This is a genomic window from Lacticaseibacillus paracasei subsp. paracasei, from assembly GCF_000829035.1.
Lineage (GTDB): Bacteria > Bacillota > Bacilli > Lactobacillales > Lactobacillaceae > Lacticaseibacillus > Lacticaseibacillus paracasei.
Genome location: NZ_AP012541.1, coordinates 2,329,067 through 2,351,748 on the forward strand (window position 1 = coordinate 2,329,067; position 22,682 = coordinate 2,351,748).

23 protein-coding genes are annotated in these 22,682 nt (G+C 48.2%); 6 read left to right on the forward strand and 17 right to left on the reverse strand.

What is annotated here, in order from left to right:
* Positions 1–5: 5 nt before the first annotated feature.
* The 4 genes from LBPC_RS11405 to mgtA form a co-directional block, all read right to left on the reverse strand.
* Positions 6–1,379 carry an NAD-dependent succinate-semialdehyde dehydrogenase gene (locus tag LBPC_RS11405; RefSeq protein ID WP_003591597.1) on the reverse strand — a complete coding sequence of 458 codons (1,374 nt, stop codon included), beginning with the start codon at positions 1,377–1,379 and terminating at the stop codon, positions 6–8.
* A gap of 187 nt (positions 1,380–1,566) precedes the next feature.
* Positions 1,567–2,256 carry a 50S ribosomal protein L1 gene (gene rplA / locus LBPC_RS11410; protein ID WP_003567153.1) on the reverse strand — a complete coding sequence of 230 codons (690 nt, stop codon included), beginning with the start codon at positions 2,254–2,256 and terminating at the stop codon, positions 1,567–1,569.
* Positions 2,257–2,355: 99 nt separating this feature from the next.
* Positions 2,356–2,781, reverse strand: coding sequence for a 50S ribosomal protein L11 (gene rplK, locus LBPC_RS11415; protein ID WP_003567155.1), 426 nt, complete (start codon positions 2,779–2,781; stop codon positions 2,356–2,358).
* A 292-nt stretch (positions 2,782–3,073) separates the two neighbouring features.
* The gene (gene mgtA / locus LBPC_RS11420) at positions 3,074–5,704 is read right to left on the reverse strand and encodes a magnesium-translocating P-type ATPase (protein ID WP_003603201.1); all 2,631 of its coding nucleotides are present in this window, start codon (positions 5,702–5,704) and stop codon (positions 3,074–3,076) included.
* 262 nt (positions 5,705–5,966) lie between these two features.
* Between mgtA and LBPC_RS11425 the strand changes: the two genes are divergently transcribed.
* A complete protein-coding gene (locus tag LBPC_RS11425; protein ID WP_016383614.1) occupies positions 5,967–7,430 on the forward strand; it encodes an amidase in 1,464 nt (487 codons plus the stop codon).
* On the forward strand, positions 7,430–7,666 hold the full coding sequence (locus LBPC_RS11430; protein ID WP_003661834.1) for a hypothetical protein: 237 nt from the start codon (positions 7,430–7,432) through the stop codon (positions 7,664–7,666). Before LBPC_RS11425 ends, LBPC_RS11430 begins: the two co-directional genes overlap by 1 nt.
* An 88-nt stretch (positions 7,667–7,754) precedes the next feature.
* Here LBPC_RS11430 and LBPC_RS11435 read toward each other — a convergent pair whose 3' ends face one another.
* From LBPC_RS11435 to pplA, 13 genes are all read right to left on the reverse strand, one after another.
* On the reverse strand, positions 7,755–8,291 hold the full coding sequence (locus LBPC_RS11435) for a cob(I)yrinic acid a,c-diamide adenosyltransferase (protein ID WP_003603205.1): 537 nt from the start codon (positions 8,289–8,291) through the stop codon (positions 7,755–7,757).
* Entirely contained in the window at positions 8,266–8,838 is a 573-nt protein-coding gene (locus LBPC_RS11440; RefSeq protein WP_003567165.1) for an ECF transporter S component, read from the reverse strand. The genes LBPC_RS11435 and LBPC_RS11440 overlap by 26 nt, the downstream gene beginning before the upstream one ends.
* Positions 8,835–9,221 (reverse strand): DUF4430 domain-containing protein, encoded by a 387-nt coding sequence (locus tag LBPC_RS11445; protein WP_003567167.1) that lies wholly within the window; start codon positions 9,219–9,221, stop codon positions 8,835–8,837. The genes LBPC_RS11440 and LBPC_RS11445 overlap by 4 nt, the downstream gene beginning before the upstream one ends.
* Positions 9,222–9,242: 21 nt before the next feature.
* Complete coding sequence (gene nrdJ / locus LBPC_RS11450; protein ID WP_016383615.1) at positions 9,243–11,489, reverse strand: ribonucleoside-triphosphate reductase, adenosylcobalamin-dependent; 2,247 nt, start codon at positions 11,487–11,489, stop codon at positions 9,243–9,245.
* A 190-nt stretch (positions 11,490–11,679) separates the two neighbouring features.
* On the reverse strand, positions 11,680–12,123 hold the full coding sequence (locus tag LBPC_RS11455) for a nucleoside 2-deoxyribosyltransferase (protein WP_003580735.1): 444 nt from the start codon (positions 12,121–12,123) through the stop codon (positions 11,680–11,682).
* Positions 12,124–12,160: 37 nt separating this feature from the next.
* Positions 12,161–13,006: an alpha/beta fold hydrolase gene (locus LBPC_RS11460; RefSeq protein WP_003580738.1), complete on the reverse strand. Its 846-nt coding sequence runs from the start codon at positions 13,004–13,006 to the stop codon at positions 12,161–12,163.
* A 9-nt stretch (positions 13,007–13,015) separates the two neighbouring features.
* Positions 13,016–13,570 (reverse strand): transcription termination/antitermination protein NusG, encoded by a 555-nt coding sequence (nusG, locus tag LBPC_RS11465; protein ID WP_003567176.1) that lies wholly within the window; start codon positions 13,568–13,570, stop codon positions 13,016–13,018.
* 103 nt (positions 13,571–13,673) lie between these two features.
* The gene (gene secE / locus LBPC_RS11470) at positions 13,674–13,844 is read right to left on the reverse strand and encodes a preprotein translocase subunit SecE (protein ID WP_003567177.1); all 171 of its coding nucleotides are present in this window, start codon (positions 13,842–13,844) and stop codon (positions 13,674–13,676) included.
* Between the two features lie 19 nt (positions 13,845–13,863).
* A complete protein-coding gene (gene rpmG / locus LBPC_RS15855; protein WP_003571356.1) occupies positions 13,864–14,013 on the reverse strand; it encodes a 50S ribosomal protein L33 in 150 nt (49 codons plus the stop codon).
* Positions 14,014–14,196: 183 nt separating this feature from the next.
* A complete protein-coding gene (locus LBPC_RS11475) occupies positions 14,197–15,156 on the reverse strand; it encodes a UbiA family prenyltransferase (protein ID WP_003580741.1) in 960 nt (319 codons plus the stop codon).
* Positions 15,153–16,091: a 1,4-dihydroxy-2-naphthoate polyprenyltransferase gene (locus tag LBPC_RS11480; RefSeq protein WP_003603213.1), complete on the reverse strand. Its 939-nt coding sequence runs from the start codon at positions 16,089–16,091 to the stop codon at positions 15,153–15,155. The genes LBPC_RS11475 and LBPC_RS11480 overlap by 4 nt, the downstream gene beginning before the upstream one ends.
* A gap of 13 nt (positions 16,092–16,104) precedes the next feature.
* Positions 16,105–17,172, reverse strand: coding sequence for an FAD:protein FMN transferase (locus tag LBPC_RS11485; RefSeq protein WP_016365341.1), 1,068 nt, complete (start codon positions 17,170–17,172; stop codon positions 16,105–16,107).
* 176 nt (positions 17,173–17,348) lie between these two features.
* Positions 17,349–18,263, reverse strand: coding sequence for an extracellular electron transfer flavoprotein PplA (gene pplA, locus LBPC_RS11490; protein WP_003567187.1), 915 nt, complete (start codon positions 18,261–18,263; stop codon positions 17,349–17,351).
* A 286-nt stretch (positions 18,264–18,549) separates the two neighbouring features.
* Between pplA and LBPC_RS11495 the strand changes: the two genes are divergently transcribed.
* The 4 genes from LBPC_RS11495 (at position 18,550) to LBPC_RS11510 (ending at position 22,602) form a co-directional block, all read left to right on the forward strand.
* Positions 18,550–20,448, forward strand: a complete 1,899-nt coding sequence (locus LBPC_RS11495) for an NAD(P)/FAD-dependent oxidoreductase (RefSeq protein WP_003603217.1) — start codon at positions 18,550–18,552, stop codon at positions 20,446–20,448.
* Positions 20,449–20,622: 174 nt separating this feature from the next.
* Positions 20,623–21,066: a NusG domain II-containing protein gene (locus LBPC_RS11500; protein ID WP_003576171.1), complete on the forward strand. Its 444-nt coding sequence runs from the start codon at positions 20,623–20,625 to the stop codon at positions 21,064–21,066.
* Positions 21,063–21,650 carry a Gx transporter family protein gene (locus tag LBPC_RS11505; RefSeq protein ID WP_003603219.1) on the forward strand — a complete coding sequence of 196 codons (588 nt, stop codon included), beginning with the start codon at positions 21,063–21,065 and terminating at the stop codon, positions 21,648–21,650. Before LBPC_RS11500 ends, LBPC_RS11505 begins: the two co-directional genes overlap by 4 nt.
* On the forward strand, positions 21,625–22,602 hold the full coding sequence (locus tag LBPC_RS11510) for a polyprenyl synthetase family protein (protein ID WP_003571366.1): 978 nt from the start codon (positions 21,625–21,627) through the stop codon (positions 22,600–22,602). The genes LBPC_RS11505 and LBPC_RS11510 overlap by 26 nt, the downstream gene beginning before the upstream one ends.
* The last annotated feature ends 80 nt before the right edge of the window (positions 22,603–22,682 follow it).

Consider the following 22,682-nt stretch of genomic DNA (forward strand, 5'->3'; position numbering starts at 1 on the left):
TGAAGTTAACGCCGTAATGCGCGAGTAACCGTTTGTTCATTAACAAACGTGAATAACCCGAGATCGCCAAGTTCACGTCCATAGCCGGAGTTCTTCACACCGCCGAATGGCAATTCAGCATTATAGTTTTGGCTTTGATTGGCACCAACCATGCCGGTTTCAATCCGAGCTGCGACTTCTGCTGCGTGATTAGTGTCACCCGCAAAGACTGCGCCCCCCAAGCCATAAGGCACATCATTGGCCAGTTCAACCGCTTCATCTTCACTGTGAACCTTGTAAACGCAGGCAACTGGTCCAAACAATTCGGTACGATAAGCCGGATTGTCCTGATCAATGTCAGTCAAAATAGTCGGCTGGAAGAAAGCGCCTGGCAAATCAACCGGGGTATTGCCATAAACCACTTTAGCACCGTGAGCAATAGCTTCGTCAACTTGCTTCTGCAACTTGTCCTTCGCCTTTTGGCTGGTCATCGGGCCAACATTAACTGTGGGATCACTCGGATCGCCAATTTTAAGATTCTCAAAGCCTTTCTTCAAACCGGCCACAAAATCATCGTAATATTTATCTAAAACAATGAACCGTTTCGAACTGGTGCAGACTTGGCCGCAATTCATTAACCGCGTCTTGATAGCTTCAGGAATCACAGTATCAAGATCGGCCCCGTCAAGTACCAAGAAGGCATCCATTCCGCCAAGTTCCAGCAACGACTTCTTCAGATATTTGCCAGCAAGTGCTGCCACTTGCGAACCTGCTCGCTCTGAACCAGTCAGGCAGACCCCAGCAACCCGCGGATCTTTAATGAATGTTTCACTATCCGCATGGCCAATCAAGGCAATTTGGAAGGCGCCCTTATCAGCACCGCCACCCAGTACAGCCTTTTCAAATTCAAGCCCACTAGCTGGCACATTGCTCGATGGTTTGATGATGACTGCATTACCAACCATAAAGTTCGGTGCAAACACGCGCATCAATTGATAATAAGGGAAATTCCATGGTTCAACCCCAAAAACAATCCCGCTTGCAAGATGGTTAATCACAACAGCACCAGCAGTACTATTGATCGGTTGCGGCTGCAACAAAGCCGGCGCCCGATCAGCATACATGTCCGCAATCTCAGCACAGAGTTCCACTTCAAAAAGTGCTTCTTCCGTGCGCTTACCCATTTCTCGCGTAATAATCGCTGCCATTTCGTCAGCGTTATTGCGGAAATAGGCAGCAACTGCATGTAATGTTGCTGCACGCGTTGCTGGATTGACGTTCCGCTCCTGCTTGTAAAAAGCGTGCCCAGTTGCCAACATCTCGCTAATTTGCGTCGGTGTGGTATTTGAGTATGTTTTTTCTAAGGTATTCGTGTTCGGATCAATGGTCTGATAAGCCATAATTGAAAGCGCTCCCTTCATATACTTACTTAATCATAGCTTATTCACGCCTCATATGCCAACTTTAGCAAATTAATTTACTGGCTTTTAATAACGTCCACGCAGCAATTGGTCTATATCTTTTGATACATCGGATCAAAAAAAGACCCGCAGCGAGTGCGGATCTTCATGTCGTGCTAGATTCAGATTAGAAGTCTGAAGGGTTAACCTTGATGCCGGGTGCCATGGTAGCAGTCAGCGCCAAGCTCTTGATGTAAATCCCCTTCGTGCTTGCTGGACGAGCTTTCAAGACAATATCATTCATTGCTTTGAAGTTCTCAAGCAGCTTGTCAGCATCGAAGCTCTTCTTACCGATTGGGGCATGGATGATACCAGCCTTGTCAACACGGTAAGCAACCTGCCCAGCCTTGATGTCCTTAACTGCTTTAGCAGTGTCCATCGTAACTGTGCCAGTCTTAGGGTTTGGCATTAAGCCTTTTGGTCCAAGGACACGGCCTAAACGACCAACTTGAGCCATCATTGGCGGTGTTGCAACGGCAACGTCAAAGTCCAACCAGCCGTCTTGGATCTTCTGAACTAAGTCTTCAGCACCAACGATGTCAGCGCCTGCGTCTTCAGCAGCCTTGGCTTGGTCGCCTTGTGCAAAAACGATCACCTTAGCAGTTTTACCAGTTCCGTTTGGCAGCACAACGGCGCCACGAATCTGCTGATCAGCCTGCTTTGGATCAACGTTCAAGCGATAAGCAACTTCAACGGTTTCATCGAACTTAGCAAAGTCGATTTTCTTAAGCAAGTCCACCGCTTCTTCAGGGGTGTACTGCTTGGTCGGGTCAACGGCCTTAGCAGCCTCTAAATACTTTTTACCTTTTTTAGCCATTCTGGGTTTTCCTCCTTGCAAATGTGGTCACTGGGAGATAAGTTTTTCTCCCTTCCACCTGATTCGCTCAGCTTTCACTGAGAATCCGAACAGTGCGTCTTAGCCTTCGACTTCGAAGCCCATGGAACGAGCTGTTCCTTCAACCATGCGCATAGCCGCTTCAACATCGGCAGCGTTAAGGTCTTGCATCTTTGTTTCGGCGATTTCCTTGACCTGATCCTTGGTTACCTTAGCAACCTTTTTGGTGTTTGGTTCGCCGGAACCGTGTTCAACACCAGCAGCCTTCTTCAAAAGAACAGCAGCCGGTGGGGTCTTGGTGACGAAATCGAATGAACGATCTTCGTACACAGTGATCACAACTGGGATAATCATGCCGGCCTGGTCAGCCGTACGTGCATTGAAATCCTTAGTGAACCCCATAATATTGATACCGGCTTGCCCAAGAGCAGGGCCAACCGGAGGAGCTGGGGTTGCTTTCCCAGCAGGAATTTGGAGTTTGACAATGTTTGCTACTTTTTTAGCCACGAGACATACCTCCTTAAGTCCGTGATGTGGTTATGATGGCCAGAAGTTTTGGCCTCCCACGCGTATGCTGAAAACATACTTGAATAGATTATCATTTTACGGGGTAAAACACAAGTTAAACTCGTAAAAGCACGTGAACCAGTAGGACTCACATTCCAACGATAACAAACACATTCTTGTTAATGATTCTATTTTGTGCGGTTTGTTTCCGACATTCCGAGCGGTCACATAGCGTCGGGGGCTGGCGACCGCGAAGCTAGAGCTGTAGGCACAGTTTTGAACTCGCGTACGTTCACAGCCATGGCCGTCCACGTTTGAGGTAACCCGCTTTTGCCCATTCGACCATCCCCAGATAGACTAAGACAATGATGACGGCGCCTGGCCAGTAAGCTGCTGGGAGGATGCCGAAGTCGAAGGCTTTGTGGAGCGGGGAAAGAATCAGGAAGAGGCCGACTAATAGCGCCATCATAGTGGAGAGAATCACGATAGCTGAAGCTGGGACGCGCCAGAATGGTACTTTACGGGTACGCAGGACATGAATGACCAATGATTGTGTGCAGAGTCCAACCACAAACCAACCTGCCTGAAACATGTGTTCTGCAGGTAAACTCGCGGCATGTGCGCCAACGCCCAGTCCGAACCATAAGAACAGGAAGGTGGTAATATCGAAAATCGAGCTTAGTGGTCCAAACGTCAGGGCATAGCGCAGTAGACCATCGGCCCGCCATGGTGTCGGCTTCGCGAGCGTGTCATCATCGACATTGTCCCAAGGAATGGTCATTTGCGAGGTGTCATAAATCAGGTTTTGAAGCAACAGTTGGATGGACAGCATAGGCAAAAATGGCAAGAAAATGCTGGCAATAAGTACGGAAAACGCGTTCCCAAAGTTAGAGGCGATCGTCATTTTAATGTACTTCATGGCATTAGCATAAACGCGACGACCCTCAACAATACCGTCTTCCAACACCAGCAGACTCTTTTCAAGCAAAATAATGCCACTGACATCCTTGGTAATATCCGCCGCGGTATCGACGCTGATACCGACATCGGCTTCACGCAAAGCGGCGGTGTCATTGATGCCGTCAACCATATACCCTACCGTATGCCCAGCCCCTTGAGTTGTCTTGATGATGCGGGCTTTCTGCATCGGACTCAGTTTCACGAAAAGATCAGTGGTTTCAACAGCTTCGAGCAAATCATTATCGGTCATGGCGTCCACTTCATTGCCGCTGATCACTGCTTGCTCAGGAATCCCGACTTCTTCGGCTACGTGTTGGGTGATGATCGCATTGTCACCTGTCAGCACTTTCACACGAACGCCATGAGCATGCAGCAAGCTGACCGCTTCTTTGGCGTCTGGCTTGGCGGGATCGAGAAAGCCCAAAAAGCCTGCCATGACCATATGTTGCTCATCATCAGTCGTGTAAATGCGTTGTTCATGGACATCCGTGCGATAGGCAACCACAATCATGCGCATGCCTTGCCCACTCATCATGGCATTGGTTTGCTCAAGCTGACGTTTGCGTTCGTCAGTCAACGGTAGGATCTCACCATGAAGCTGAACCTGATCACAGACCGCCAACATTTCTTCAAAGGCACCTTTTGTGATCATCCATTGGTGGTCGTGATTGGCTACCACCACTGTCAGTCGCCGGCGTTCAAAATCAAACGGAATTTCATCAATTTTTTCTAATCCCGCTGGCAAGTCCACAATTTCGTCGTGATGTTCTTTCACATAATCAACCACGGCTGTATCCATGAGATTGTGCCAACCGGTTTGATAATTAGCATTCATATAAGCCAACCGCAGCACTGCTGGATCGGTTTTGCCGGTGGCATCCACATACCGCATCACCACAACCCGGTCCTCAGTGATCGTGCCAGTTTTATCGGTAAAAAGCGTATCAATGGCGCCCAAATTTTGAATGGCATGTAGTCGTTTAACGATTACTTTCCGCTTCGACATCGCCAAGGCGCCTTTTGCTAAGTTGCTGTTGACAATCATTGGCAACATTTCCGGCGTGAGTCCAACGGCCACTGCTATTGCGAAGTAGAAAGCTTGTGACCAATCCTGCTTCGTCACGCCATTGATGACAAATACGACTGGTACGAGCACGAGCATCATCCCGATCAACAACCGACTGATGGCTCGCATACCGCGCTCAAAACTGGTCGGATCCGTTTTGCCGCTAATCTGACTAGCCATATCGCCAAAGTACGTCGCATCCCCAGTCTTCAAAATAACCGCAGTCCCAGAACCGGAAATAACGTCTGTGCCCATAAAAACTAAATTAGGATAGTCAAAGACACTAATATCAGCATCCTGTTCGTAGACTTCAGCGCGCTTTTCCACTGGCATCGCTTCGCCGGTGAACGAAGACTGGTTAATAAATAGATCGTGGGTGGCCACTAAATAGGCATCGGCCGGGATCATATCCCCAGTGGCAAGCTGGACGACATCCCCTGGCACGACGTCATCCATCGACCGTTCCTGCGTCTGACCATCACGCGTCACCGCTGTTGTGTTCGCAATCAAGGCAGCCAAGGCATGGCTAGCTTTTTGAGAGCGGTATTCTTGCCAAAAATGAATCGTCACCGACAGCACAATCATCAGACTCATCATCATCGCGCCATCATAGTCAGCTGTCGCAGTCGATACTGCCACCAAAAAGGCCAACACCCAGACAAACGGTTCATTAAAAGCCGAAAGTAAAATCAAATACCATGGGCGCGGATGTTGGGTCACAACAGTATTCGCGCCGACTGCTTCTAAGCGATCCGCAGCTTCGGTACTGCTCAAACCATCTGGATTGGTTTTCAATGCTTGGTAGACTGCTTGATCGCTCATTTGACTGTAGCGCGTCAATGCTGCCGTTTTTTCTTGGGTCGAGGCGCCATGCCCCGACATCGTCTTCTTTAGCATGCTTATTCTCCTATAAGATACGCTGGCAGGCCAAGAAACCGTCACCATGAGGACAATAGAAAAATGAGCTTGATACACCCATTCTTTCCGTGATCATGTATGATGAGGTTGTTGAACGTGCTAGCATATGCGCTTAAGTATCCCCCAAACGTGTAAGCGTGCGGGCAATTAACTTTAACAAAAGGTTACCGTGAATGTAAGATAGTTGTCAAAGATAACCATAGTAAGGAAAGCCTAAAAATTTTTAAAGGGGAGGTTCATGATGCAAAAATCTGCACTTGATCAAGCCGCTGCTATTCGCGCCGGGGTGCTGTCTCCAGCAGAATTGATTGATAGTACTCGTGAGAAAATGACGGCATTAAACCCAGCGCTCAATGCCATTACCTGGACCCGTTTTGAAGCAGCCAAGCAGGACGCCAATCAACTGGAAGATCACGGTCAACCGTTTTTCGGCATGCCGTTGATCCTTAAAGGCTTGGGTCAAGACTTTGCTGGCGCTCCAGCAACTTTTGGCAGTCGCTTCTTCGCCAAGGCCAAGTCCGAACACACCAATAACTTTGTTAAGGCCTTGCAACGGCTAGGCTTCATCATCGTTGGTCAAAGTAATGTACCGGAATTTGGTTTTAAAAACATCACAGATGCAGAACTTTATGGTCCCGCCCGCAACCCGTGGAACCACGACTATTCGCCAGGTGGCTCTTCCGGTGGCGCAGCAGCGGTTGTGGCTTCAGGTATTAGTCCGCTGGCAACCGGTTCTGATGGTGGCGGTTCGATTCGCATTCCCGCTTCTTTTTCCGGCTTGATCGGTTTGAAGCCAACCCGTGGCCGCGTGCCAACCGGACCTGGTGAGTGGCGTGGCTGGCAAGGAGCATCCATCAACTTCGCCTTGACGAAAACCATGGCCGATACAGCGGCGCTACTTCGTGGGCTTGCCACAACCCAGCTAGCTGCTCCCTTCATCGCGCCCCCATTACGCTTAGATCTTGTTGGCGATGCACGACCACTGAAGATTGCTTACACCACAACATCGCCTGTTGGCACCCCTGTCAGTGACACCGCTGTTAAAGCCGTCGAAACCGCGGCGGATGCGTTGCGAGCAGCAGGACACCAAGTCGTTGCGGCTGCCCCTGATGTTGACGGTACTGCTTTAATGAAGGCGTACTACATGATGAACGGCGGCGAAACTGCGGCCATGTTTCAGGCATTTGCCGCCCAAACTGGCAAGCAGGCCACCGCCGCCGACATGGAGTTGATAACTTGGGTGATCTATCAGGCCGGCTTGCACACCTCTGCAGCAGACTACAGTCTCTCACTTGGTGCTTGGGATCGCGCAGCAGAAGCATACAGCCATTTTCATGAGAGCTACGACTTGCTGCTGAGTCCAACAACAGCCAAAACAGCGCCCCGCATCGATGCCGTTTTACAATCGCCGGCCATCGTTGCTAAAATGCAACACGCCGCTGAGCTGGCACCGCAGGAACAACAAGAGCTGATTTGGGATCTTTTTGAACCCAGTCTTGAATATTCGCCATTCACGCAACAAGCCAATCTAACCGGTGCGCCCGCAATCAGCTTGCCGACCGCCATCTCACCTGAAGGCTTACCACTGGGCATCCAATTCACCGCCGCCAAAGGCCGCGAAGATCAGCTCCTGCGCATCGGCTACTGGTTTGAACAACAAGGCTTGTTGAAAATGTTACCTGCATCGCTAAAGGAGAAGATCTAATGGGCTCACTTGCTGAATGGTACCAACGCATTCCCACGCCTGATGATTTAACCCGAGTCGAATCACTTTTTGCTAACATTCAGGCGCAATTCCCGCAAATCGACAAAGCCGGTTACGACCATAGCCAAATCATTCGCTTCCCATGGCACAAGCCACTAGACGAGCAGTTGATCCACGACCTCATCGCCTACACGATTGACCAAAAGAAAGATGCGACTACTTTCTGGCAGCGATAGACGTGGCATTTTTCGGAAAACAAAAAGCCTTGAATCCGATAGTATCTAACGTTTGCTATCCTCGAATCAAGGCTTTTTATTTTGCACCTCACTTGCTTTTTACCTCATCCACTCCGGCCCTATAGTTCACGTACCGCGCCAGTGCGAACAGATAGTCGGACAAGCGATTGCTGTATTGTAAGATCACGGAATCAAGCGGTTGACTCTCAGCATCCAACTGATCCAATGATCGCTCGGCGCGGCGGGCTACTGCTCGGCCATATTGTAAGGCTGCCGCCAGCGGATGGCCGCCAGGTAGCACAAAGGCCGTGATTTTCGGAACCGCCGCCATCATGTTATCAATCGCTAATTCCAATCCCTGTACGTGATCTACGGTAATCGTCTGATGCTGCGGCACCGCAACATCTGCCAATAATTCGTACAACTCGCGCTGCCGAGCTTCGAGGTCCTCAGCCAACCAATCAAAGTCTGGCGTGGCTTTAGCCTGCGAGGCAACATAGCCCAGCCATGAATCAAGCTCGTCTAAATCACCTAATGCGACAATCTGGGGAGAAAACTTTGGCACCTTTTTCCCGTTAATCTGTTTAGTGGCACCATGGTCACCGACTTTTGTGTAAAGTTTCAAAATGTGCGCCTCCTCGATCAAAACGTTGCAAGCCCTGCCGTAAAATGGCGAGTACGATCGGGTAAAAAACTAGATTACCGATGGCATGATACGTGTCAAACGGTAACCCACTCACATAGTACGCCCAAAAGCCGAGACCATTCAAACTGCCAATCACCGCCATGCCTAAACTGACAATGAAGCCGTATAGATACCCTAGCAAGCCGGCAAGACCGATTTGCAGCCAAATTCGGCGACGAATAACTGGCAAAATGGTTACCATAACAATCACAATCACCATGCAGCACGCATACGCAACAATCTGCGGGAGTGTCCAGAGTCCGAAACCGAGAAATAAATTGGACACGATCAAGGTGCTCATGGTCAAACTGAAGCCCCAGCGAAAGCCGAGCAACAGCGTGACAATCATTAAAATATCAGTGACAGGCTGCACATTCGGAATAGGGACTTTAACAATCCGCAAAACCGTACATAAAGCGGTCAATAGACCAAGCAAAGCCACCGCCCGAACAGGCGATGGCTTTGTTGCTGATGGCTGCGGCTTCATTTGGTGACACTCAGGTCAAACACCACTTTATCGTGATTCTTGACCGGTTGTTCTGTCGCTCCTTTTTGGGCCATCTTGCCATTAATCGTGTAGAGCCAGTATGTCTTTTTGGCAACATTCTGCTTTTTGCCAGCAATTTCGGTAATAAAACCTTTAGAAGCCTTCACTGTCCAGCCTTTTTTCAAGCCAGTCATGACAACCGACTTTTTAGGCTGATCAATCGTTTTCTTGGCAAAAGCCTTGCCATTTTGTTTCAACTGATAAGTCACTACAATCTGGTTAGACTTGCTGCTGCTTTTGGCCGCATTTCCAGAACTGCTGCACCCAGCCAGCACAAACATCGCAACGAAAAAGACCACTAATGAACGTAAAACTTTTTTCAAAATAAACTCCTCCACACTTTTTTATTTAATTGGGCAAGCGCCACCGGCACAATCGGTTTGATCAACGAGCTCAAGGTCCTTTTGATCATGATCCGCGTTTTGAACCGCAAAGACAGCTGCAACGGAACCATGAATTGCGGCACACTTTTGCTTGTAAGTTTTGACATCAATGGGTTCCTTAGGTGCCTGTTTGAAACCAGCACCTACGTAGGGCAACATCGACGTCGACTTAATGACATGGCGATACTGGGAAAGCAAACCAGCAATTTGATCGGCTTCTTTTGGTTGGAAGGTGACCGTGCAACTGACCGCGTTGTCAGACCAGTACGTCTGCAAAAATGCTTGCGTGGCAATCTGTTCAGCAATTGACACCGTTCCGGCTGAGGCAAAGGCAGGATCATCAGCGTGGGCGGCGCGAATTGGGAATTCAACCACCATCGTGCCTTTCGTGTAAACATCTGGTTCAATGTGATAACCGCATGCCTGCAGAGCTGGTAACAATGGGTCGTTGCCTTGGAACCGAATGCGCTGAATCAGATAACCAGCATAATGGAAATGCATCCCTTCTGAAACGCCAGCAAGTTTCGCCACAGTCCCTGAAGGTTTAACCGTTGTATGTTTTCGCGACGGTTCGCAGCCCAAAGCATCTGAGTAAGCCTGATCGGCATCGACCACAGTGTGATACAAACCATCAACGGCTTGTTTAATTTCCGGATCGTAAATCGGTTTCTGGACCATTTTGCCAGTTTGCGGATCAACGACTGACTCAAACCCGCTCACAACCCGCCGGCCAAAGTCATTCAGGAACCAGTCTTGAATACCAGACATGGAAACACCGATACGCCGATTCTTCTTGATGATATCACGCGAAACCTGCCAGTCATAATGACTAAAGGTCACCCGCTTGGCGAATCGTGCTGCCAATGTGAAGGCCTGTTTCAGCTTCCATCCTTGCTCAACTGCAACAACTGGAAAGACTTCAAACAGATTGCAAGGTTCTCCATTGGCCAAGGAAATTTCACCGCAAGGGTTGGTACCCTCAACATCAGGATCATTTTCCGCATTTTCGCCATCAGCAATCCGACCAAACCGCCGTGACAGTTCAAGATTCACAATCCCGGGTTCGCCATTTTTGGCAATGGCGTGGGCAATCGGCGAGTAAGCATCGAATTGTGTATTGATCGCAACACTATTGTTCGACGCCCAACGATGATGATAAAGCTGCTTTTGATCCTGCTTCATCGTGATAAAATCGTCATCGTCTGCTGAGCCGAGTGACATTTCAGCGGAGCGCCGAACATTGCCAGCAACGACTGTTTTACCGATCAAATTACCAATATCAGTCGCATCCACCGCCGTCAAGTGTTGGCCAACGCGAGCATTGAGCAACTTGTTGATATCCAATAACATCTCAATCAATGGCATCGGTCCAGAGGCAGTACCGCCAAAACCGTGAATTCGTGCACCCTTTGGCCGAATGTTGGTGATATCTAAAACCAGTTTTGTCTGACCGCTTGGATTAGTCGCGGCAAAATGATGGTCGATCACTTTCGCGTTGGCCAACACCCAACCTTCTCGCGTATCTGGCAAGGCACAATGATCAGCCTGTTCACCGGCATGTGCTTTTTCCCACTCGTCACGGTCAACCGCACCCATTTTCAAAGAATCAGCATAACTCGCGCTATTGCGGCCAATCACAACCGTCAACTCAAGCTTGGTCGCAACAGGTGGCAGCTTTGCAATATTATCCTTTGTCACCGAAAACCCAACGCCGCCGCCCTTCATCAGTTCATCAAACATAAAGGAGTATGGCATCGACACAGCCGGCTGCGAGACGGGATAATCTTCAGGCACAATGTGTGATTGGCCATAAGGTTGCGGGCGAATGGCGATGAACCAGCAATTGTTCAAGGCATCGCCATTGCGCTTTTGATAATCTGTTCCGGAAATCCATAAATTACGGCCTGAAGGTGTGCCCGCCAAACCATAAATCAGTTTAAAAAGATTCCGTGCTTCTTTTTGCAATGTTTCAACGACCTTGGGATCAGGATTCGCTGTATGTAGGCGCGGATCAAGGTTAATGTTACCTTCAACCACGCGCTTGACGGTTTCGTCCCAGTTTTCAGTGCGTTGAGCATCTGGCAGCCACCGAGCATAAGTACGTTTATAAGTGACCCAGCCAAGTTCACCCCAATGTGGTTTTATTTCTTTTTTAACCTCGGCAATAAAAGCTGGTGCCAAGGTGATTGGTTTCGTCATAACTTGCATATCCGTACCTCCCGTATACAAGATATGGTATATCCTCATGGATCTTATATCAAGATATAGATTTAACAATAACAACTAGTTAGATGACGGTAACTGGTGGCCGCCAGTGCGTTCGCCTTTTCCAAAAATCCTGAGCAAATTAAAAAATCGTCAGAGCAAAAACGTCTCCGACGATTCCTATGTGTTCAAGTTAGAAAACCGGACCAACATATGGTCGAACCAGCACATGTGCTAAATCTAGTGTCTTGAGCTCGGCAATTTCTTGAACGAAACAAGTGATCGAGCCAGCTAACATCAGGTTCATTGGCATCTTGCCAACTTGAACGGCGACGATCGGCATATGATGCGCATAGGCGTACCCGATTTCAAAAGCCGTGCCAGGATCAGGTGTATCGCCAACATAATCTAGAATAGCCACCATGGTTGTCGCCTGATGCAAGCCTTGAATGTCTTCACCAAAGACCTGACGCTGCCAGCCTGGTGAGTTTTCTTCCAATTTAGCTTTATTAGTATCATCGCGGGGTGAGAAAACACCGGTCACCGACTTGTTGACCTGCAATGCTGCCAAGACTTGATCAAGTCGCTTTGTTTGAGCCGCATCAAAGAATGGTGCGGCGACATAGATTTGTGCCATTTAGTTTCCTCCCACTTTTGTGACGTGACCAGCAGCACTAAAAATCACGCTGCCGCTGCCATAAATATTCAACAATGTCGTGATCGACAAGCCGATTTTCATGCAACAGGCTGTGTGCAGCCCGCGGGCCGCGGATCACGACCTCGGTATAATCTTTGATGCGGTCTTTGACCAAATAGCGAATTGCAAAACTGCTATTGATCGCCACTTCACCATCATGGCGGCCGCCAATTAGTAAATCACCAGCGATATTCAGCCACCGCAGATTTGCCGGTAAATTACCAATTGTCTTTTGAAACTGTTGATAAATCGGTGCAGCATGTTCCGGCCCGGTGCGGGTCAACCGCCAATTTAAGATTGGTGATCGTTGCGCCACCTCTAAATCATTCATCGGCGCAGCAATCGTGACTAGATTGGCGACAGGCACTGTCGGCTTGCTCAAAAGATATAGGACAGCTGTGACACCACCCATCGAATGGCCGACAATGTTCACCTCTGCAAACGCCTGTTGCGTTTGCAACGCTGTGATCACCTTTTCCAAGCCATGCAACTGAGCTGCTGGACGCACCGCCTTATCTGTGAACAACACTTGGACTGCTGCATGATGATTTAGGTTCAGCTGCCCACGCAAATGCACCTTGCCATCTGGCGCAACAATCGCTACAACATCTTTGCTGAGTCCATAACGGCGCTGGAGCCGCCAGAGCATATGCCCAAACGAATAGCGTGTGCCAAGGTGCCCAGGAATAAACAAAGTAGGTACCGGATCCATCACCAGCGGAACCGGTTGATACCCCGGCCGTGCCAGCAACAAATAATCTGCCAGACCGCCTACAACCACGACAAGACCAATGGCCGCAACGATCCAGAACCAGCCGCTCATGAGCTAAGCCTACAGCTTGTCGACTTGATCGAAATCCAGTTCCGCGGTAACTTCGCGGTCGAACATTTCGGTGACAACTTTCAACTTCATCTTTTCCTTATCAACTGCCGTGACTTTACCGTGCATACCGGTGAAGGCACCATCAATAATCGTCACTGGTTCGCCAACATCGAATTCAACGTCATTGTGGCGGGTACTCATACCCATAGAATGCAAAACATTGGCAACTTCTTCAGGCAATAGTGGTGCAGGCTTAGAGCCAGCGCCGTGAGAACCGACAAAGCCGGTCACACCCGGTGTGTTACGAACAACGAACCATGATTGATCAGTCATCACCATTTCAACCAACACGTAACCAGGGAAGGTCTTTTTCATTTCGATCTTCTCTTTACCATTCTTTTGTTCATGTTCTTCTTCTTCAGGCACAACCACACGGAAAATATAATCGTCCATGTTCATACTGCTCGTCCGCTGTTCAAGGTTGGTCTTCACCTTATTCTCGTAACCGGAATAAGTATGCAACACGTACCAGCGTTTTTCTGCCGATGTAACTGTTTCAGCCATAATGCGTCTCCTTTAAGTGTTTTGAGTCAAAATAAAAAACCGTCATCGAAGGCGGTTTTTGCACTGACAAGAGTATACCAAAAAATTGGCGGTTTGTCAGGCATCAGTATAGGAAAGCCTGAAAGATCATGTTAATGACCCAATCAACTGCCGCAAAATAAATGGCAAAGATAATGGAAGTCATGATGACGGTGAAGGTATCACGCCGCGTTTGCCGAGCAGTCGGCCAAGTGACGGCTTTCATTTCTGCGAAAACACTTTTGATAAATTTCATCATTCTGCTCCTTCCATGTTTACTTTGTCTCTTGATGGACCGTTACCCGGCCACAGTGTTTACAAAATTTTTTTAAGGTTAATCGTTCTGTTCGTTTTGGGTTTTCGGGAACAAAATAATTCCGTTGCCCACAAACCGAGCAAGCAAGTGCTACTTTCTTAGCTGTCATCATGTTCCCTCCAGTCACGTCCAATATCTTACCAAGATTATGGGGAGATGGCAAGCAGTGAGGGTGAGCCATAATTTCTTCGTAGGACTTGGGCTTCATTCAATCCCGAATAATCGTAGGAAGATCCTAGGCGAAAAGTTTTCTTGCCGTGCCAAGGCAAAGCAATCAATAATCCATGAGAAGTCAAAAAAGAATACCCAACCACAGCGTCAGCAACAACGTACCACCAACAGTTAATAATGATTGAATCGTGAAAATAAAGGTTTTATCTTTACTTGGCTTGCTTGTGTAACGGCGAGTATTATTTCGTACTAGCGGCCAAGTTGCTAGCACTAACAGGCTCCAAAATGGTAACGCGCGGGTTAGGACACCTAGAATCAGCGCAGCGAAAGTGATGAACGGGATGAGGCGGTACCATTGCAAGGCGCGTTTGCGGCCTAGGAAGTATGGCAAGGTGAAGCGCTGATTTTTGATATCTTGATCCATGTCGGCAATGTTGTCAGCAAACATCACGGCGGCATTTAGAATGATAACTGGCAAAGCCGCGAGTAAAAGTTGCAGGAGCCAGCCTAGATCAAATGAAAAGGTGAAGGTGCGCCGTCCCAACATCAAATTAAGCGGACTTGGGGCGGGCATGTTGATCAGCACAGCAATGATGAAAGTACCATAACCTTCCACAAAACCGGCTAACAACTCACCTAGGGGCAGACGGGACAAAGGGACCGGGCCAAATGTATACAGAATAGCCACACCAACACCAATCGCGCCGATCACGAGCAGACTAAGGTTGGTGCGCATGACCAAAATGATGCCTAATATGACACTCACCAGCAAAATCACGATGGTCAAGGCGAGCATCCCCCACGGTGACAGGTGCTCACGGCCAATAATATTTTGCCGTTGCTGATAGCTTTGATCTTTGGCTTTAAAATAATCCTGAACATTGTTAAAACCAGTCACAAACAAGGCAATCGCTAACTGCGCAAGCCCATAGATCAGGCTATTGACCCATGAAAATTGCTGAAATGCCCAGCCTGCATAGCTAATGCCCAGCACAAATGGCAACATGCTAGCCGCCTTAGCGGGTAATCGAATAAATTCCAGAAAAAGTGGCCAAGTTAACCGATGATATGGTTCGCTCATAGGATCGCCCCCATTCCCAAGCCCAAGACCAGTAAACCATTTTCAATAACGAGATTGATGACCGCAGTATGAAAAGTACGCTGTTTGCTGGGGTCACGAATGAATCGGTGGACATTTTTGATCACAAGCGGCCAAGCAAGTTCTATCACCAACGTCCAAGCTGGCAATGCACCAAAAATGACGCCAAAAATAATGGCTAAAAATCCAACATACGCCAGCAGCGCATACACGCGTGGCGACCACCAGCTACCCAAATACATCGGCAAAGTGTGCCGGTGATTACGCTGGTCCTCATCAAGATCCGACATGTTATTGGCTAACATAATATTAGCAATGGTTGCCATAGGCGTCACGCAAGCCAGCCCTAATGCAATGATGGCAATAAAGTCACCGCGCAAGACAACATTCGGCCACCCAAGATCCAGTGCCAGCAATCGACCCGGTGCAATATTGACATACGTGGCAATCACTGGAATGCCCAGTCCCATAACGATACCAGAGAAGATTTCACCAAGCGGCAGCCGTGACAACGGTAACGGTCCCCATGTATACAAAATGCCAATGGCAAAACAGGCCATGCCCATCAATAATAGTAGCCAATCTGTCCGCCAAACCAGCACCAAGCCGATCAATGAGGCGACAATCAGCATACCGATAATCATTTTTTCTACCAGCTTGGGCGCTAAATTTGCCCGGCCAATGACATTGGTGGTTGTTTGATAATGTGCATCTTTAGCCTTACGATAATCCATCAAATTGTTAAGTGCAGTGGTCATCATGTCAAAAAGCAGCATCGCCATAAAAAACAGGATCGTATTCACGGCATTAAAAGTGTGAAAATACGTCACCGCAAATAAAGTGCCAATCGCAAACGGCAAGATACTCGCAAGTTTCGTGCGAATTTCAACGAGCTCAAAAAATACCGACAACGGCATAAACTACCCCCCCTTATTTTTTTAACGTCGCAAGTGTATAGCCTGAATCCTTCAAAAGCTTAAACTTGTCCTTCAACCCTGAGCTGACATAAACCTTTTTATCTTTCGTAATAAAAATAGCATCGGCATACTTCAGCTTTTCAATATAGGCCATCCCACCAGCTAAGCCCTTGTCAAATGTTGCGGTTGACAAGGCATCGCCATCGACACTCTTTTTGGTCACAATGGAAACGCCCATTAAGTTATTGTCGAACGGATAGCCGGTTTTAGGATTCATCAAATGCATATAGATTTTCCCATCGACCTTGAGATACCGTTCATAAATACCAGAGGTCACGACCGTCATGTTGCTAGCTGGCAGTGTGCCGATAGCGGTCCCGCGTGGCTTCTTCGGATCTTGAATGCCGACGTTCCAATCTTTTTTCACGTTCTTTGGGCTCTTGCCCATCACATAAATATTACCGCCCAAGTCGATGATCGCAGTGGTCACGTTCTTGGCCTTGAGGGTTTTAACAACTTCATCCGTAATAAACCCTTTTGCAATCCCGCCGAGGTCAATCGCCATGCCCTTTTTCTTGAGATAAACGGTTTGCTTCTTGGCATTCAAAACCACATCCGGATAATGCACCAAAGGCAGACGCTCATCAATTTCACTTTGTGCTGGCTTTCGAGCATCCGCAAAGCCTATGTGCCAGAGACTGGTAATCGGACCGATTGCCAAATCAAAAGCACCCTCGGAATTTTCGCTGTAATGTTTGGCAGCAGCGATGACACGATAAACACTGGGGGTCACGTGCACAGGTTTGATGCCAGCATTTTTGTTAACCGCATCCACCTCTGACCCTTTTTGATTGACCGTCAACTCATCAGCCAATTGTTGGACGCGGGCAAACGCCGCATCCAAAGCACCTTGCTTGTCCTTGTCATAGATTTTCACCGTCACCACGGTTCCCATCAGAAACTGGGTATCCGAATACGGATCGCCTTCGACTAACGTGCGCTTTGCTGCCGTTTTGCCGGCACAGGCCGTTGCGACTAATGCCAGTAACATCAGCAGAACGACTACAAATCGTTTCTTCATCATTTTCCTCCAAACGTCCGCAGACTTTGAAACCTGCTCGCGCTCTGTCATTATATAGGGGCTTTGCGGCATAAGAAAAGAACCTGTTCAAAAAAGTTCTGAACAAGTTCTTACTTGGTTGAGCAATCGTACTAGACCGATTGCATCACCGAACGTCACAAAAGTGTGACATCACATTAGTTGTTATAAACAATATTGTCGACTTCAATCTTGTTAGTGTTGCCATTTTGAGCAGCATTGACAAGTTGGTCAGCATACAAGATGAAGGTATCGGAACTGTGGGTCGCACCGGAAACAACATCAACCTTGGCTGGTGACTGTTTAGCAACCAGTGACTTATTCAGTTCAGGAATGTATTCCTTAGGGCCGACTTTGTTGACCTTCTTCATATTTGCTTCGTACTTCGTATCAAGCGTCTTGGACTTGCCATCTTTGTTGATGTTGTCGTAGTTGCTCTCTGTGATCTTGCCATCCTTAACTGTGATGGAGAAGGTGACACGATAACCGTTGAAGTAGTTCTTTTCTTCAAGTGTGTAGGTCCCGTCCTGCATCTTGCCGGTGTTGTTAACTTCGATTGTCTTTGTATCGCCAGCTTGTGCAGCTTGGATCAATTGCTGTGCATAGTTCTTAAAGGTCATACTGGAATCAGTCGCACCAGAGATAACATCAATAGCGCCAACGTTGGTTCCATTCTTTTGGAAGGACTTGTTCAATTCTGGGATGTATTCCTTCGGGCCAACTTTAACCTTAGCCTTCATTGCCTTTTCATAAGCGGCATCCTTTGTCTTGGACTTGCCGTCTTTGTCGACGTAATCATATTTAGTAGAAGTAATCTTGCCATCTTTAACGGTCATCGCCATTTGTACTTTATAGCCATGATCATAGCCGGTTTCATCCAACTTATAGGTGCCATCTTTCAGTGCACCGCCAGCAACCTGTTTCTGTGATGATGATTTCTTAACCACTTTGCTGCTAGATGCTTTACTGCTTGTTGAATTTTTACTGCTGGAACTACTGCTGCCACATGCACTTAAAACTAAAGCAGACAGTGCAACAACGGCTGTCCCCGTCACAACTTTACTTAACTTCATGACATTTACCCCTTTTGCAGTTAGTTACTGCGATATTGTGTTTTCAATCACATAATTAGTTTAGCTAGTCACTTAGAAAAAATCAACTTATTACGGGTATTATAAGCGCTTTCTCATTTTCTAATATCGCGACGTAGACCGGATTTCTGTGTTTTTTTACACAAAAATGTTCGGATTTAGAAAAAGACGTCCGGAACGTTAGACATTAAGTAAAATTAAAGGCTATAATGGCTTAGACACATACTTGTGAATAGTATGGTAAAGCAAATGGTAAGGAGTGTTATGCATGGCGAAAACCAATATCGTCGTGGTTGGCGCGGGGTTTGCCGGGGTATATGCGACAAAGCACCTGGCCAAGCACTACAAACGCAATAAAGACGTGACGATCACGCTGATCGATCGCCACTCGTACTTCACCTATGTCACTGAGCTGCATGAAATCGCAGCGGATCGTGTTCCGGAAGATGCGATTCAATATGATTTGCAGCGCCTGTTCAACCGGCGTAAGAACGTCAAGGTTGTGACAGACAACGTGACAGGCATTGATCGTGATAAGAAAGAAGTTGTCACGGAAAATGGCAGCTTCCCTTATGATTACGTGATCTTAGGCATCGGTTCGCAGCCAAATGACTTTGGCACACCGGGCGTTGCCGAACACGGTTTCACTTTGGGTAAGTGGGAAGACGCGATTCGGCTGAAGCGGCACATTGAAGATGTCGTTCGCCGCGGTTCTGAGGAACACGATCCAGCAAAACGCAAGGCATTGTTGTCCATTGTGATTGTTGGTTCCGGTTTTACTGGGACAGAAACAATCGGTGAACTGCGTGACTGGCGCGACACACTGGCAAAACAGTACAAACTTGATCCAAATGAAATCCAATTCAGCTTGATGGAAATGGCTCCGACCATTATGAACATGCTGGATCGTTCAGATGCCGATAAAGCTGAACGTTATATGGAAAAGCGTGGCATCAAGGTCATGAAGAACACTGGCGTTGTCGGTGTTCATGAAGACCATGTTGATTTGAAAGACGGCTCAACTTTCCCAACCTGCACCTTGGTATGGACGGCTGGGGTTAAGGCAACTGACCAAGCGAAGGACTTCGGTTTGAAGCAAGGCCGGGCTGGCCGGATCTTAGTAAAGAACAACATGGAATCCCAAGACGATCCAAGCATTTATGTTGTTGGGGATGTTTCCTTAGTTGATCAAGACGGTACTGGCAAAGGCCAACCGCAAATTGTTCAAGGTGCTGAAGCCACTGCGCTGACTGCTTTGACCAATATTGAAGCTAAGCTTGAAAACAAAGAACAAGTTGAATACAAAGCGAACTATTCTGGCTTCATGGTCAGTCTCGGTTCTATGTATGGTGTTGCTAACATCATGGGGTGGCTCCATCTTTCCGGCTTCTTTGCGATGTTGATGAAGCATTTGGTCAACATGCTCTACTTCATCCAAGTTTATTCCGGTTATTATTTATTCCAGTACTTCATGCACGAATTCTTCCGGACACGTAACGGCCGTAACATGTTCCGCGGCCATCTGTCTCGGCAAGGTAACGTTTTGTGGACACTTCCTGCCCGCCTCACGTTGGGTGCCATGTGGTTGATTGATTGCTGGCCAAAGATTCAAGGCAAGGAATCATGGTTCATTGATAAACTGCGTCTGCCGTTCACGTGGCTGCAGCCAGCCGCAACCAGTGGTGCTTCTGCTGCTGGCGCCGACGCAACCAGTGCAGCAACCGGCGCTGCTGCCGGTGCAGCAAAGGCAACGAAGACTGTCTTCTCACTGTCCTATCAGTATGGAAACGATCCAATGATGGTCTTTGAAAAGATGCCAAACTGGTACTACAGTATCACCAAGGCATTGATTCCAAATCAGCAAGTCGCCTTCTTTATGCAAAAAGCCATGACCATCATGGAAATCTTGATTGGCCTTGCATTGGTTGCCGGCCTGTTCACATGGTTGACCTCTGCAGCGACTATCGCCTTTGTCGGTGTCTTCTGCTTAAGCGGTATGTTCTACTGGGTTAACATCTGGATGATTCCAATGGCGTTCGCCTGCATGAATGGTTCTGGCCGGGCATTTGGGCTTGATAAGTGGGTTGTCCCTTATCTCCAGAAAGTCTTCGGTAAATGGCGTTACGGCACACCGCGATCCTTGTACGGTACCGACACGCTTAAATAACTGTCTACACAAAAGGCTCTGGGTGGACTTACCTAGAGTCTTTTTTCAAGAGCGGGAAGCTGTTGTGACCATCTTTTCCGGCCATAGCTGCTCCCCGTCCTTCGTGTTCAGGCGTAGCATAAACTGCATGCCATGAACATGAACTTATCCAGCGGTTTAGATTGGAGCACCAGCATGAAACAGCCCAGCACATTCAAACGTTATCTCAAAATGATTCGGCCTTTCGATTGGATCATCGTTGGCGGTCTGTTCCTTGCGGCCTTCATTCCTTATGTCATCTTTGCGGTACACGAGAATCAGCAGCAACAAGCTGAACCACAACGTGTGCTCACAGCTGTCGTCACGCATGACGGCCATGAGGTTTACCGCAAACGACTGACTGGCCATACCGGCACCAGTCGTTTCACCTACCGCGCTAAAGACGGCGATTGGAACAAAATCGAAGTTAAAGATGCAGGTGTCGCAATCACAGAAGCTAACTGTCAAGATCAGGTCTGTGTCCGGCGCGGACGCATCACCAAGCCTGGGCAAACCATCGTCTGCTTGCCGCATAAACTGCTCATCGAAATTAAAGCAAACAAAGGCGGCGGAAGTACAGGGGGTATGGTGACTGAATGAGCACGTATAAAGCTGACCGTACCCGACAATATATTTATATTGCCCTACTCTGCGCCCAAGGGGTCATTATTGGCCTCCTTGAACGCATGATTCCGTTCCCGTTCGCCTTTGCACCTGGGGCCAAACTAGGCTTAGCAAACCTGATTACCATCATTTCTCTGTTTACGATGTCGATCCCCGACAGTTTTATCCTAATGTGTCTACGTCTCTTGCTCACCACCCTACTTGGCGGCACGCTTTCAACATTCCTTTACAGCGGCGCTGGTGCCGTCTTGTCTTGGTTTGGCATGCTGTTCATCAAACAATTAGGTGAAAAACGCGTCAGCATGATCGGCATCTCGGCAGCCGGCGGCATTTTGCACAATGTTGGCCAGCTTTTAGTGGCATCGTTGATCGCCCAAAGCTGGACTGTCATGCTTTATCTGCCGGTACTTGCTTTTATGGGCATCCTTGCTGGCATCGCAGTCGGCATCGCAGCCAACTTTCTTTTTGAACACATCGATATCTTGCGGCGACTGCGCTACGACCGAACCAAGCGCCGCAAAAAAGGAGCTACACATGAAAATTCATCCCATGTGGCATGAATACCCAACGTTAGCGCCGGAGCTGGCTTCAGCGCTAGCCATGATCGAAAAACAGATCACGACCAACAACACACCGGTCGCCAAGGCAATCATGGAGATGATCAATGGCGGCGGCAAACTGTTGCGTCCCGCTTACTGTCTGCTTTTTTCACGGTTTCAAGACGTTGATCGCGAGAAGATGATCGCCTTGGCAGCGGCCATTGAAACCCTGCACACAGCGACCTTGATTCACGATGACATCATTGACAAATCGCCCACCCGCCGCAATCAGGTCACCATCCAGAAGCAATTCGGACCAGACACAGCGGTCTATGCCGGCGACTACCTTTTCGTTGTCTGCTTCAAGTTACTGTCGCATTATGCGTCAAGCTTACGCAGCATTCAGCAAGACAGCGGCAGCATGGAAAAGATTCTTAAAGGTGAACTGGATCAAATGGCCACTCGCTACCAAACCAAGATTACCATCGACGACTATCTTAAACAGGTTTCCGGTAAGACTGGCCAACTTTTCGCCCTCAGTTGCTTCATCGGTGCCTACGAAAGCGGCAGCAGTCCCACCTTTGCTAAAAACGCTGAAAAAATCGGCATGAACATTGGGATTGCTTTCCAACTACTAGATGACATCCTCGACTACACCAGTGATGACGACACTCTCGGTAAACCAGTGTGCGAAGATGTTCGCAGTGGCGTCTACTCTGCACCATTGATCCTGGCCATGCAACGCAATCGGCAAGCTTTCTTGCCACTGCTAGCAAAAAAAGATCAGATCACCGATGCGGAAATGAATGAACTGCGCCAGCTCGTCATCCACCATCAAGGCGTTGAGCAAGCTTACGCCATGGCCCAGAAACGAACTGAACAGGCCATCGCCGGTTTGCAAAAACTACCAGCAGGCGCTGCGCAGGATGATTTGATTCGCTTGACGCAGAGCTTGTTGAATCGGAAAGCTTAATTGAACTGGCGTGATCGTAGCTGATGGATCGTAATTCCTGTACTGGACTCGTGACTCATTAGAATCCGCGTAATCTAGTA